At 62.4% G+C, this 13,527-nt stretch carries 11 protein-coding genes; 2 read left to right on the top strand and 9 right to left on the bottom strand.

The window, feature by feature from the left end; translation table 11 throughout:
• Positions 1–15: 15 nt before the first annotated feature.
• From purH to dsbD, 7 genes are all read right to left on the bottom strand, one after another.
• Entirely contained in the window at positions 16–1,605 is a 1,590-nt protein-coding gene (purH, locus tag MHM84_RS04960) for a bifunctional phosphoribosylaminoimidazolecarboxamide formyltransferase/IMP cyclohydrolase (protein ID WP_239263123.1), read from the bottom strand.
• A 101-nt stretch (positions 1,606–1,706) separates the two neighbouring features.
• Positions 1,707–2,000 carry a DNA-binding transcriptional regulator Fis gene (fis, locus tag MHM84_RS04955; RefSeq protein ID WP_239263120.1) on the bottom strand — a complete coding sequence of 98 codons (294 nt, stop codon included), beginning with the start codon at positions 1,998–2,000 and terminating at the stop codon, positions 1,707–1,709.
• Entirely contained in the window at positions 1,997–3,019 is a 1,023-nt protein-coding gene (dusB, locus tag MHM84_RS04950) for a tRNA dihydrouridine synthase DusB (RefSeq protein ID WP_239263117.1), read from the bottom strand. Before dusB ends, fis begins: the two co-directional genes overlap by 4 nt.
• Before the next feature lie 87 nt (positions 3,020–3,106).
• Positions 3,107–4,021, bottom strand: a complete 915-nt coding sequence (gene prmA, locus MHM84_RS04945; protein WP_239263114.1) for a 50S ribosomal protein L11 methyltransferase — start codon at positions 4,019–4,021, stop codon at positions 3,107–3,109.
• An 81-nt stretch (positions 4,022–4,102) separates the two neighbouring features.
• A complete protein-coding gene (gene accC, locus MHM84_RS04940) occupies positions 4,103–5,446 on the bottom strand; it encodes an acetyl-CoA carboxylase biotin carboxylase subunit (protein ID WP_239263110.1) in 1,344 nt (447 codons plus the stop codon).
• A gap of 16 nt (positions 5,447–5,462) precedes the next feature.
• Entirely contained in the window at positions 5,463–5,939 is a 477-nt protein-coding gene (accB, locus tag MHM84_RS04935) for an acetyl-CoA carboxylase biotin carboxyl carrier protein (protein WP_239263108.1), read from the bottom strand.
• Positions 5,940–6,349: 410 nt separating this feature from the next.
• Positions 6,350–8,215 carry a protein-disulfide reductase DsbD gene (gene dsbD, locus MHM84_RS04930; protein WP_239263106.1) on the bottom strand — a complete coding sequence of 622 codons (1,866 nt, stop codon included), beginning with the start codon at positions 8,213–8,215 and terminating at the stop codon, positions 6,350–6,352.
• A gap of 166 nt (positions 8,216–8,381) precedes the next feature.
• Between dsbD and MHM84_RS04925 the strand changes: the two genes are divergently transcribed.
• Entirely contained in the window at positions 8,382–9,608 is a 1,227-nt protein-coding gene (locus MHM84_RS04925; RefSeq protein ID WP_239263104.1) for a DUF2333 family protein, read from the top strand.
• An 87-nt stretch (positions 9,609–9,695) separates the two neighbouring features.
• Here the strand turns inward: MHM84_RS04925 and ppa are convergent, their stop codons facing one another.
• Positions 9,696–10,226, bottom strand: coding sequence for an inorganic diphosphatase (ppa, locus tag MHM84_RS04920; protein ID WP_239263102.1), 531 nt, complete (start codon positions 10,224–10,226; stop codon positions 9,696–9,698).
• Between the two features lie 171 nt (positions 10,227–10,397).
• On the opposite strand from ppa, the gene MHM84_RS04915 reads away from it, so the two are divergent.
• Complete coding sequence (locus MHM84_RS04915; RefSeq protein ID WP_239263100.1) at positions 10,398–12,116, top strand: bifunctional protein-serine/threonine kinase/phosphatase; 1,719 nt, start codon at positions 10,398–10,400, stop codon at positions 12,114–12,116.
• Positions 12,117–12,178: 62 nt separating this feature from the next.
• On the opposite strand, the gene MHM84_RS04910 is transcribed toward MHM84_RS04915, so the two are convergent.
• Complete coding sequence (locus tag MHM84_RS04910; RefSeq protein ID WP_239263098.1) at positions 12,179–13,438, bottom strand: 6-phosphofructokinase; 1,260 nt, start codon at positions 13,436–13,438, stop codon at positions 12,179–12,181.
• Positions 13,439–13,527 lie beyond the last annotated feature (89 nt).

Genomic DNA, 13,527 nt, shown 5'->3' with positions numbered 1-13,527 from the left:
CGTTTCCACAAGTAATTAATGCTTGAAGTGGCGCATACCCGTAAACACCATGGCGATCCCCGCTTCATTGGCGGCGTCGATCACTTCCTGGTCGCGCATCGAGCCACCCGGCTGGATGACTGCGGTGATACCCGCCGCGGCTGCGGCATCGATACCATCGCGGAACGGGAAGAACGCATCGGAGGCCATCACCGAGCCGGGCACCTCGAGGCCTTCATCGGCGGCCTTGATACCGGCGATCCTCGCTGAGTAGACGCGGCTCATCTGGCCGGCACCCACGCCGATGGTCTGGCCGTGCTTGGCGTAGACGATAGCGTTGGACTTGACGTACTTGGCGACTTTCCAGGCGAAGGCCAGGTCGTGCATCTCCTGCTCGCTCGGCGCACGCTCGGTGACCACCTGAAGCTCGTCGCGACCGACCATGCCCAGGTCGCGATCCTGCACCAGCAGGCCGCCGGTGACGCGCTTGAAGTCATGGGCTTGCTCGCGCTCGCCGGGCCAGTGTTTGCCGGCATCGAGCAGGCGCACGTTTTTCTTCTCGGCCACGATGGCTGCTGCCTCGTCACTGACGCCAGGGGCAATGATCACCTCGACGAACTGGCGATCGACGATGGCGCGTGCGGTGTCGGCATCCAGTGGGCGGTTGAAGGCGATGATGCCGCCGAAAGCGCTGGTGGGATCGGTAGCGAATGCCTTGTCGTAGGCGTCGAGCGGCGTGTCCGCCACGGCCACGCCGCAGGGGTTGGCGTGCTTGACGATCACGCAGGCCGTAGCGGTGAAAGCCTTGACGCACTCGAACGCAGCGTCGGTATCCGCCACGTTGTTGTACGAGAGTTCCTTGCCCTGGCGCTGAATGGCCGTGGCGACACTGGCCTCGGTGGCATCGGCCTCGACGTAGAAGGCCGCCTGCTGGTGCGGATTTTCGCCGTAGCGCATGGACTGCTTCTTGCGGAACTGCACGTTGTAAGTACGCGGGAAGCCCGGTTCGCCTCCTTCTACACGCTGGCCGAGATAGTCGGCGATGGCCGCGTCGTAGCCGGCGGTGTGCTCGAAGGCCTTGACCGCCAGGTCGAAACGCAGGGCGTCGTTGACGGCGCCCGCGGCAGCGTCCATGGCGTCGAGAATGCGCGGATAGTCGCCACTGTCGACCACGATGCTGGTATGGGCATGGTTCTTGGCGCAGGCGCGTACCATGGTCGGGCCGCCGATATCGATGTTCTCGATGGCGTCTTGCAGCGTGCAGTCGGGGCGTGCCACGGTGGCGGCAAACGGATAGAGATTGACCACGACCATGTCGATGGGATCGATGCCGTGCTCGGTCATGACCGCATCGTCCTGTCCGCGACGGCCGAGAATGCCGCCATGAATCTTGGGATGCAATGTCTTGACGCGCCCGTCCATGATTTCGGGAAAGCCGGTGTGCTCGGAAACTTCGGTGACGGCGATACCGTTGTCCTTGAGCAGACGATAGGTGCCGCCGGTGGACAGCAACGCCACACCGCGGTGCGCGAGTTCGCGTGCGAAATCGACGATGCCGGTCTTGTCGGATACGCTGATCAGCGCACGGCGTACCGGCAATGGGGACGGGGAGGAATGTTCGGCCATGATGCTCCACTCTGCTCGCTAGGGGTCGTCCGGCGGCGGGACGACGGCGTGAAATAACGCCAAGGGGAGCCGCTGGCGGCGGCTCCCCTGGATGGTTGGATTCAGATCAGGTCGTACTGCTTGAGTTTCTTGCGCAACGTACCGCGGTTGAGGCCCAGCATGTCGGCGGCGCGGGTCTGGTTGCCGCCGGCATGTGCCATTACGGCATTTAGCAATGGCGCTTCGACTTCGGCCATGACCATGGCATACAGGTCGGTGACCATTTCGCCGTCGAGGTGGGCGAAGTAACGTTGCATGGCGTCATCGACAGCCTCGCGAAGCGTCTGCCCACGGGGTAGGCCGGCGGGAGTGTCGAGCGCCTCCTGATCGGTAGTGAAGGCTTGCCTGCTGGTCATGCTGCGCTGATCCCATCGCTCGCCGGAAACGCGGTCCGGTCAAATAGTTCGTCGACGAATTGAAGTTGTGCGCTCACTGTCGTCAAAACGTTGAAGCGTGCCCGCAAGGGCTTGGCATCTTCGCGTGTGCCCAGATACCAGCCAATGTGCTTACGTGCGATGCGCACACCCATGTGTTCCCCATAAAACGCATGCAACGCTTTCAGATGGTCGTGCATAACGCGCTGGCGCTCGTCGCGTGAAGGCTCGGGTAGCGTTTGGCCCGTGCCTAGATAGTGGTCGATCTCCCGGAAGATCCAAGGATTGCCCTGGGCGCCACGTCCCACCATCACGGCATCCGCACCAGTATAGTCGAGGACCTCGGCGGCCTTCTCGGCGGATGTGATGTCGCCGTTGGCGAAGACGGGAATTTTCACCGAGGCTTTGATGGCGGCGATGGTGTCGTACTCCGCATAGCCGGAATAACGCTGCTCGCGAGTGCGGCCATGGACCGCCAAGGCACGGATGCCGGCATCCTCTGCCAGGCGAGCGACACGTGGGCCGTTGATGCTGCGCTCGCACCAGCCGGTGCGAATTTTCAGGGTCACGGGGACATCGACTGCCGAAACCACGGCATCGAGAATCTCGGCTACCAACCGCTCATCGCGCAGCAGGGCCGAGCCGGCGGCCTTGTTGCAGACCTTCTTTGCCGGACATCCCATGTTGATATCGATGATCTGGGCTCCCTGTTCGGCATTCAGACGGGCCGCCTCGGCCAGCATGAGCGGATCGCCGCCGGCGATCTGCACCGAACGCGGGCCGGGCTCGCCACGATGGTCGAGACGCGAGCGCGACTTTCGCGTGTGCCACAGGCTGGGGTCGGACGTGACCATCTCGGACACCACCAGGCCAGCGCCAAGCCTGCGGCAAAGCTGACGAAAAGGGCGATCGGTCACGCCGGCCATGGGCGCCAGAATCACCCGGTTGGGGAGCTGGTACGGACCAATGGCGGGCGGTTCGACGCAGACGGTAGCTGGCATCGTGATTCGGGGTTCTCGTCTCAAGGGGGTGGTTATGATACCGGCCGCGGCAAGCTTATTGAAGGGCGACCGATATCAACGCTGCCGTTAGCGGGCGGGGCGAAAGCCCGTGAGGCGTACCCAGCCGTCGCGTTCGACCGGCTCGTCCATATAAAATCCGTGGGCGAGGTAGGCCTCGAGCACGCTGTCGGCCTGATTGGCGAGAATGCCCGACAGGGCCAGGCGTCCGCCCGGGGCGACCTGGCCGGCGATCGTCGATGCAAGCTCGACCAATGGTCCGGCCAGGATATTGGCGACAACGATGGCATACTGGCCGGCGTCGAGCTGGTCGGGCAGACACAGGGCAAGTGCCTCATCGACGATGCCGTTGCGTGTGGCATTGTCGCGGCTAGCGGTCAATGCCTGCGGATCGATGTCGGTACCCACTGCACGGACGGCGCCGAGCTTGAGTGCGGCGATGGCGAGAATGCCCGAGCCGCAGCCGAAGTCGAGGATCGTCTGCCCGTCGAGCTGCCCCTCGTCGGCCAGGGCGTCGAGCCACTCCAGGCACAGTGCCGTGGTGGGATGCGTGCCGGTCCCGAAGGCCAGGCCCGGGTCGAGCAGCAGATTCACGCCATTCGGATCCGGCGCCTCATGCCAGCTGGGAACGATCCACAGGCGCTTGCCCATCCGCAAGGGAGAGAATCCGTCCATCCATTCGCGTTCCCAGTCCCGGTCGGCGAGCAGTTCGTAGTCGATCTCGGGGCAGGGCTCGTCGGGCATTTCCATGGCCCAGGCCTGACGCACCCGATCGAGCATGGCCTCGATGTCTTCCAGATCGTCATAGAGCCCGGTCAGCACGGTTTCATGCCACAGGGGGGTAGTGCCCCGCTCGGGCTCGAAAACCGGATCGTCTTGGGCGTCCTGCAAGGTAATCGCCGAGGCGCCCTCCGCCGAGAGAAGCTCTTCCAGCGTGTCGGCCTGCTCGGGCGCAATGTGGGCTTTTAGCTGCAACCAAGGCATGGGGATCTCCAGCACGCTTACTGAATGAAAAAGGGGCGATAACGCCCCTTTCGGCAGTGGCTCTGTCATCCCTCGGCAGGATCAGCCGCCGAGTTTCTTCTCAAGGTAATGGATGTTCACGCCACCTTCCTGGAAACGGCTGTCGCGCACCAGATCCTTCTGCAAATCGATGTTCGACTTGATGCCTTCCACCAGCAGTTCGTCGAGGGCGTTGCGCATGCGGTTCAAGGCCACGTCGCGGCTTTCTCCCCAAGTAATCAGCTTGCCGATCAATGAATCGTAGTGGGGCGGTACCGTGTAACCCGTGTACAGGTGCGAATCCATGCGTACGCCCAGCCCGCCGGGGGCATGGAACAGCGTCACCTTGCCGGGGGAGGGCATGAAAGTGCGCGCATCCTCGGCGTTGATGCGACACTCGAAGGCATGGCCGTTGAGCTCGACATCCTCTTGCCGAATCGACAGCGGCATGCCCGAGGCGATACGCAGCTGTTCCTTGACGATGTCCACGCCGGTCACCATCTCGGTGACGGGATGCTCGACCTGGACTCGGGTGTTCATCTCGATGAAGAAGAACTGACCGTCCTCGTAGAGGAACTCGAAGGTACCCGCTCCGCGATAGTTAATCTCGAGGCAGGCATCGGTACAGGCCTTGAGGACCTTGGCGCGGGCTTCGGGATCGATATGCGGCGCCGGGGCTTCTTCCAGCACCTTCTGGTGACGGCGCTGCAGCGAACAGTCGCGATCGTAGAGGTGGATGGCGTTGCCCTGGCCATCGGCCAGGACCTGGACCTCGACGTGGCGCGGCTTTTCCAGGAACTTCTCCATGTACACCGTGCCGTCGCCAAAGGCGGCGCTGGCCTCGGTGCGGGTCACGCTGATCGACGAGAGCAGGTGGGCCTCGCTGTGGACTACCCGCATGCCGCGTCCGCCGCCGCCGGCTGCCGCCTTGATGATGACCGGGTAACCGATGCGCTGGGCCGTGGCCAGCACCGCCTCGTCGTTATCCTCGGGCAGGGGACCGTCGGAGCCAGGTACAGTGGGTACTCCGGCTTGCTTCATGGCCTCGATGGCGCTGACCTTGTCGCCCATCAGGCGGATGGTCTCGGCGCGTGGACCGATGAACACGAACCCCGAGCGCTCGACCTGCTCGGCGAAGTTGGCATTTTCGGAAAGAAAGCCATAGCCCGGGTGGATGGCGCTGGCATCGGTCACTTCGGCGGCACTGATCAGCGCAGGAATGTTGAGGTAGGACTGGGCTGAGGGAGCCGGGCCGATGCAGACCGCTTCATCGGCCAAGCGCACATGCATCAGCTCACGATCGGCCTTGGAGTGCACGGCGACGGTGCGAATGCCCAGTTCCTTGCAGGCTCGCAGGATGCGCAGTGCGATCTCGCCGCGGTTGGCGATAAGTACCTTATCCAACATGGCGTTACCCATTCGTTCAGGAAATGATCAGCATCGGCTGGTCGAACTCGACCGGTTCACCGTCCTCGACAAGGATGGCTTCGACTACGCCGTCCTGATCGGCCTCGATCTGGTTCATCATTTTCATGGCTTCGACGATGCACACCGTCTCGCCTTTCTTGACGCTCTGGCCGACTTCGATGAACGGCTTGGCGCCCGGCGCCGGGGCGCGATAGAAGGTGCCGACCATCGGCGAGGTCACCGCATGTCCGCTCGGCTGGGCCGGCGCCTGGGCCTCACTTGGCTCGGCAGCCGCTGCGCCAGGCGCCGGCTGATGCGGCATGTGCGGCGCGCTGGGCATGCCCCAGGCTTGGTGCATGGGCATCGGTTGGCCTTGTCCCCCGTTGGGATGACGGCTGATGCGTACCGATTCCTCGCCTTCCTGAATCTCGATCTCGCTGATGTTGGACTCTTCCAGAAGCTCGATCAGTTTCTTGACCTTGCGGATATCCATGTCGATGTCTCTTGAGTGTGAGTGTGGCGTAATGCGTTTGCTATCGAGAGAGGCCGGGGGCACAGGGCGTCTCTCGACACAAGATTCTTCATTGCCATGGCTGGAGCCGTCGAAATCGCTGCCGGACTCACTGAAACGGAGGACAGCACCGAGCTGCGCACCACGCGATGCGAGGTGCCGGGCCAGTGCAGATTGGGAAGCGTTGACGATGCGTATATGCCAGCCATAGAGGTCTAGTAGGGCGCTGTTAACCTGTTCAAACTCTGATTAGATCCCGGCAGAAAGCGGCACGATACCGCCGTTGGGCGCCTTAAAAGCTAATGGAGGCGGAGTGTGACGAAAAATAGACATATTGTCCAGTTGCATCATTTAGCCGCTGCCGGAATAAACGAACATTGTTCGAATTGAGCCTAGACGTCTCGGCCGGTTCGTGCGAGTTGGCTGCGTATGCGTTCAAGATGCGTGGCCAAGGTGGGGGCGTCGACTTCACCCTGAATGCGAGCCTGGAAAAGCTCTTCGCTAGCCGAGAAGAACAGCAGACTGGGGGGGCCGAACAGGCCGAACCGGTCGAGCAGGGCGCGACTGTCGGCGCCGGTATCGGTGACGTCGGCGCGAATCAGGTGAAAACCGGCCAGTTGCCTGGCTACGGCCGGGGCAGGAAAAACGTCACGCTCCATGATCTTGCAGGAGATGCACCACTCGGCCGTAACGTCGACGAAGGCCGGCTTGCCTTGTCGGGCGGCGGTGTCCAGTTCGCTTTCGAGCTGCGAGAGGGTCGTCACCCGGGCAAACGCAGGCCTCTGCTCGACATTGCCGGTACTGGCGAGACTGGCCAGGGGGCGCAACGGATCCTTGCCTCCCTGGGCGGCGCCCAGTACCAAGGCCACGCCCCAGGATAGCAGGACGATACCGGCGGCCTGTCTCACTCGTGGCCAGCCCTGGCGTTGGTTGACGGTCAGCGCCCCCAAGGCCAGGGACGTACCGATGGCCAGGCTACCCCACAAGACAAGGCTGACCGGGCCCGGCAGCAGACGTTCGACGAGCCACACGGCGATGGCCAGCAGCAGCACGCCGAAGGCGGCCTTGATGCCATTGAGCCAAGCGCCAGAGCGAGGCAATAACGATGCGCCGAACGTGCCCACCAGTAGCAACGGCACTCCCATGCCCAGCGCGAGAGCGAATAACGCAGCACCGCCCATCAGGGCATCGCCTGTCGTCGAAATGAACACCAGCGCGCCCGCCAGCGGCGCCGATACGCAGGGAGAGACGACGATGACCGACAGCGCCCCGGCGAGAACCAGACCAGGCGCCCCGCTACGTTGCAGCCGAGCCTGCCAAGCATCGATACGATTGGTCAACGCTGGTGCCATCCGCAGGTCGAAGACACCGAACATGGCCAGGGCGAAGAGCACGAACAGGGCGGCAAACGGGACCAGAACCCAAGGCGACTGCAGCTGTGCCTGAAGGTTCAGGCCGGCCCCGAACAAGCCCATCAGCACGCCAGCCAGCGCATAGGTGACGGTCATGCCCGCCACGTAGCTGGTCGATAATGCCAGGGCGCGGCGGCGTCCTGCCTGCTGGCCGACGATGATCGACGATAGAATGGGAATCATCGGCAAGACACAGGGCGTGAAGGTCAATCCCAAGCCTGCCAGAAAGAACAGGCCGAGAACGGTGGCAGGGGCAAGATCGGTGAGCAGATTGCGGTAATGTGCGTCCTCGCTGAGAGGCGCTGCCGCCGAGCCAAGGCCGACGGCATTCGATGTGCCGCCAGCCTGGAGCGTCACTGTCGTATCGGTCGTGTCGGTGTTCTGGAAAGCAGCCGGCGGTGAGCCGGGAAAGGCGCTCATCTCGATGCGTTCGGGAGGGTAGCATAGACCGGCATCGGCGCAGCCTTGAAAGGTGACGGCAACATCGAGGCCGTCCTCGGGCTGCCCCGTGTAGGGAACCGTCAGGACTACCTGATCATAGAAGACATAGACATCGCCCAGGAACTCATCGCTCTTGAACTGACCCGGTGGCAGTTGCGTTTCGCCCAGCTCGACGCCGGGCTCCAGGCTCTCGACACTGAAGCGATGGCGATAGAGATAATAGTCCTCGGCGTTGGTGAAGCCGATGTGCAAGCGCTCGTCCTCACGCCAGGCAGTGGCCTGGAATGCTTCGCCGACGGGCAGGAAGTCCTGGTCCCCGGTGCGCTCGTCGAACCAGCCGGCCTGCGCCGTGGCCGAGAACAACAGAAGAAGTAGCGAGACGAGCAGGGCGGGCAGACGTACCATCGACTCCGGTTTCCTTGAGCTGGACTGTGCGCTGGATGCGACCGCCGACTTGCTGACGAGTTCCTCAGACAGGCCTAATGCGGTGCGAGCGTATCGAAACGTGCATGATAGGATACCCTTCTCAAGGAACCAATTTTCAACCATCACGCCCAAGGACGTCGCGCATATGGCAATGTTTCGCAACCGCAAACGTCGCACCGAAGTGTTGGAACGCCCGGAATATGGCTGGATATGGAAGCCCTTGCTGGTCCTGCTGGTGATCTATCTGGTCGTGTGTATCGGCCTGGGCATCTGGTGGAGCCTGCGGCCGGATAGCTTCGATATCGAACAGGCGGTTGTCGAATGGCAAGGCGATGGAGCACAGGCGCCATTGCCTCAGGGCGTGGCCTTTTCCTCGGCCGTGACCGCCTCGGTCGACACCCTGCTCGACAAGCCGGGCGGGCTGCTGCGCAACGATGTGGCGCCACCGGGACTGTGGCTCGACAACATGCCAAGCTGGGAGTTGGGCGTGCTGCGTCAGGCGCGCCTGACGGTCCCGGCGCTGGCCGCCATGAGCAATGGCGATGGCGCCTCATTGGCCGATGCCGAAGCGGCGCTGGACACCGATAGCGAGGATTGGATTTATCCCTCGGCGGAGAAGCGTTATGCACAGGCGGTCGAGCTGCTGCACGCTTTCACTGCTAGTCTGAGTGCCGGCAATGGCCTGACGAATCGTGGCGACGCCTTGGCACAATGGCTGCGCAGTGAGGCCGAGCGTTTCGATGCATTGACACGTCGTTTGTCGGCTAGCATCGATGATCCCGAGGCGCTGCGCGAGCTGGGCGTCGATGAGTCAGAGCTGCCGGAGGCCACCCCCTGGTACCATATCGACAACGTTTTCTATGAGGCGCGTGGCGAAGCCTGGGCACTGATGCATTACCTGCGTGGCCTGCGTCGGGACTATGCGCCGCTCTTTGAGCAAGCGGGCGCGTTGGCTGGGCTGGAGCGCATGATCGCCGAGCTGGAAATGGCGCTGCGTCCGCTATGGAGCCCGGTGGTATTGAACGGTTCGGGATTCGGCATTTTCGCCAACCACTCACTGACTCTGGCCAACTACACGGCGGGTATCAGCGATCAGGCCCGGCGCTTGGCTGATGGCATTGAAAACACCGTAATCAGCACGCCGCCAGCCAGCGAGCCTCCGTCATCGCCGGAAAATGACGATTCGACGGACAATAGCCCGAACGATGCCGGCAATGGAGAGCAAATGCCACGGGACGATGGCCAGCAGGACGAGGCGGATTCCCAAGCCGAGGACAGTGCTTCCACGCAGGCGGGGAGCGGTAATGCCGACCCAGCGAGCCAGCCTGCCGGCGACGCGTTGCAAGCGCCCGCTTCGGCCCCTCAGCAGTAACCATTCCACATTCTGCAGGGAATAATCGACAAGGGCCGCCCTCTAGAGGGCGGCCCTTGTCGTGAAGTGCGTCTTGGGGCTGCGAGATTACTGATCCTGATAGGCAGCCGCAGCCTTCTCGATGGCCTTGCGTGCCGCGTCGGCGCCATCCCAGGATTCGACTTTGACCCACTTGCCCTTCTCGAGATCCTTGTAGTTTTCGAAGAAGTGCGCGATCTGCTGGCGCAGCAGCTCCGGCAGATCGGTGACTTCGTTGACCTCATCGTACAGTGCGGTCAGCTTCTGGTGAGGCACGCAGACCAGCTTGGCGTCTTCGCCGGCTTCGTCGGTCATGTTGAGGATGCCCACCGGGCGTGCACGGATGACGCTACCGGGCTGAACCGGATACGGCGTGACCACCAGGGCGTCGAGGGGGTCGCCATCATCGGCCAGGGTGTTGGGAATGAAACCGTAATTGGCCGGGTAGAACATGGGCGTGGCCATGAAGCGATCCACTAGCAGGGCGTCCATGTCCTTGTCGATCTCATACTTGATCGGCGCATGATTGGCAGGGATCTCGATCGCCACGTAAACATCGTGGGGGAGGTCCTTGCCTGCGGGGATCTGGTTGAAGCTCATTGTCGAGTCCTTGCGGTTGGCCATGAAAGCGAAAATTCGCCGAATTATACGAACTGCCCTTGACGATTACCAATCGTAGGCACGCACCGGCATGTTAGCCAATGGGCGATAGGCTGTAGCTGGTGTCAAGGGTATCATGACGGGCTAATGTGCAATTCGAGGGGAATCATCTTGGCGGAGCAAGCCTTGTCCTTGAGCTACGGCCAGGCCTTCGTGGCCCCGGAGCGCCGCCGGCATCGTAGTTCCATGTCGGTTCAGGTTGCCGAAGGCAATACCCTGCGTAGCAAGGGAGTTTGCGCCCTGATCAGCGATTCTACCTGGCGCAACGCCATCGCCAAGCAGGCCGGCGACCTCAGTGTGCGTGGCTTTCTCGCCGACTACTATTCGACGCCCGAGCATTGGGATATCAAGACGTCCGCAACCCGTGTGCTGCGGGCCCTCAACAGCTGGAGCTACAGCCAAAGCGGCTACATCAAGGGCGGCAGTTACGTCAGTTCGATGTCGGCCATGGTGCTGCGCGACCGGGAAGCGCACCTTTTCCATATGGGCGACACGCTGGTGTTTCGTCTGCGGGGTGCCGAGTTCGAGCAGTTGACCCGCGATCACGTGACCGACTTGGGTGGCTACCGCTACCCATCCCGGGCGCTTGGGTTGGACGGTAACCTCGATATCGATTACGTGCGCATGCCGCTCAAGCAGGGCGACCTGTTTCTGTTCACCACGCGCGCCGTACGCGGCACGTTGATGCCGTCGGACTATGTGCAACTGATCCGCTCCGACGTCAGCGATCTGGATGCCGCTTGCGAGCGCCTTGCCGAATCGGCCCAGGCCCGTGCCGCCGAGCGTGGCTATGGCGCCGATCAATTCTGCTTTCAGTTGGTGCGTATCGATCGCCTGCCCGAGGAGGAACCCGACCGTCCCTTACGGCATTATGGCAATTTGCCGGTGCCTCCCGAACTCAACGTCGGCGATCGCCTCGATGGGTTGGAAGTCCAGGCGGTGTTGTCGAAAACCGCCCAGGCGCGCGTCTATCGCATGCGCGACTTGCGCAGCGAACGGGAGATGGTCCTCAAAGCGCCCAGTCCCGAGCTGTCGAGCCGCAATGCCTACCTGGAGCATTTTCTGCTGCAGCAGTGGATCGTCGAGCGGGTCAATTCGGCATTCGTGGCCAAGGTCGTAGAGCTCGCGCGGCCACGTCAGCATCTTTATTACCTGATGGCGTACGTCGACGGCACGACGCTGACGGAGTGGGTGCGCCGGCACCCCCAGGCTAGCCTGGCTCAACGCTTGGATATTGCACGTCAATTGACCAAGGCGGTGCAGGCGTTGCATCGACGCGATGTGCTGCACCAGCAGATTCACCCCGATAACGTGCTTATCGATGCGCATGGCCAAGTGGTGCTGACCGATTTCAGCGCCTGCCACCTGCGCGAGGTGGACGGCCACAAAAAGGCCAGAGAACTGGCGCGCCAGGTAGGGCTCAATGAACACAGCGCGCCGGAGTATGCCTTGGATACCGATGTGGGACGCCGTAGCGACCAGTATGCCTTGGCATCGACGATCTATTGGCTGCTGACCGATAGCCTGCCCTATGAACGGGCGCCGAGTCAGTTGCGCAGCCACACCGACCTGGAGCAGCTCGACTACTGCAGTGCGCGTATCCGTAACCCCGAGGTATCCAGCGATCTCGACGATGCGCTGCGACGTGCGTTGGATCCTCAACGGGCACTGCGCTTCCGTCGCCTTGCCGAATTCGCCTACGCCCTGCGCGAGCCGCGTAAGTCGCCGCAAGGAGAGGGGACACATTCACGGCGCGAACCGGCCATCCTTTGGCAGGGGATTGCCGGCATCCTGTTGCTGCTGCTGTTGCTGTCCTGGTTGCTGAAGTAGCATCAGAATGCGTTCGCCCCGACGATGTGCCGGGGCGAACACAGAAAGGCCGCCTTGGCGTCTTAGAGCTCGAAATTGGGTAGCTTGCGCTCGACCCGAGCCAGCTTAAGCTTGGCGACCTTGGGCAGGCCGTTCTCGAACGGCGGGAAATCCTCGCCCTGAATCAGTGGCGTCAGGTAGCGACGGCAGACCTCGGTGATGCCGAAGCCATCCTCGCGAATGAAATCGCGCGGCATGAACTTTTCCTTATTGGCGACTTCCGCCAGCGGCGCCGCCTCGACGGCCCACTCGTACGGGCTGTCGCTGACCCGCTTGATAGCCGGCATCATCGCGTTCTTGCCGTCGAGGGCCAGTTCCACGGCTTTCTTGCCGACCGCGTAGGACTGCTCGACATCGGTCTTCGAGGCCAGGTGGCGTGCGGCACGTTGCAGGTAGTCGGCCACGGCCCAATGGTATTTGTAACCCAGATCCTGCTTGATCATGCCGGCGAGGGTCGGGGCGACGCCGCCCAGTTGGCGATGACCGAAGGCATCGGTGTTGCCGGCGTCGGCCAGGAAGGTGCCGTCCTCGTAGCGGGCGCCCTCGGATACCACGATCACACAATATCCGTATTTCTTGACGGACTCCTCGACTCGGGCCATGACCGCGGCGCGATCGAAGGCGATCTCGGGGAAAATGACCATGTGTGGCGGCTCGCCCTCGCCGTTGCCGGCCAGGGCGCCGGCAGCCGCGATCCAGCCGGCATGACGACCCATAACCTCGAGCACGAAGACCTTGGTCGAGGTGGCGCACATGGAGGCGATGTCGAGGGCGGCTTCACGGGTTGAGGTGGCGATGTACTTGGCCACGCTGCCGAAGCCCGGCGAGTTGTCGGTAACCGGCAGGTCGTTGTCGACGGTCTTGGGCACATGGATGGCGGTCAGCGGGTAACCCATCTTTTCGGATAGTTGGGAGACCTTGAGGCAGGTATCGGCGCTGTCGCCGCCACCGTTGTAGAAGAAATAACGGATATCGTGGGCCTTGAAGACCTCGATCAGACGCTCGTACTGAGCACGATGGGTCTCGATATCCTTCAGCTTGTAGCGGCAGGAGCCAAAGGCGCCCCCCGGAGTATGGCGCAGAGCGGCAATGGCGTCGTCGGATTCCTGGGAAACGTCGATCAGGTCTTCGGTCAGGGCGCCGATGATGCCGCTACGGCCGGCATACACCTTGCCGATGCGATCCGACTCTCGGCGACAGGCTTCGATTACGCCGCAGGCACTGGCATTGATGACCGCCGTGACGCCGCCGGACTGGGCATAGAAGGCATTGTACTTTGCCATGGGGGCTTCCTTTGCTCCTGTATTTTTTACTTTGAAAATAAAGAGATCTGAGCTTGTCTATGGGGCCTATCATAGCCGAAAGCGATGCG

The organism is Halomonas sp. McH1-25 (genome assembly GCF_022348165.1).
In the GTDB taxonomy this organism is placed as follows: domain Bacteria; phylum Pseudomonadota; class Gammaproteobacteria; order Pseudomonadales; family Halomonadaceae; genus Modicisalibacter.
Note: the sequence above shows the minus strand (reverse complement) of the source record. Positions and strands in the feature narration are given on the sequence as shown.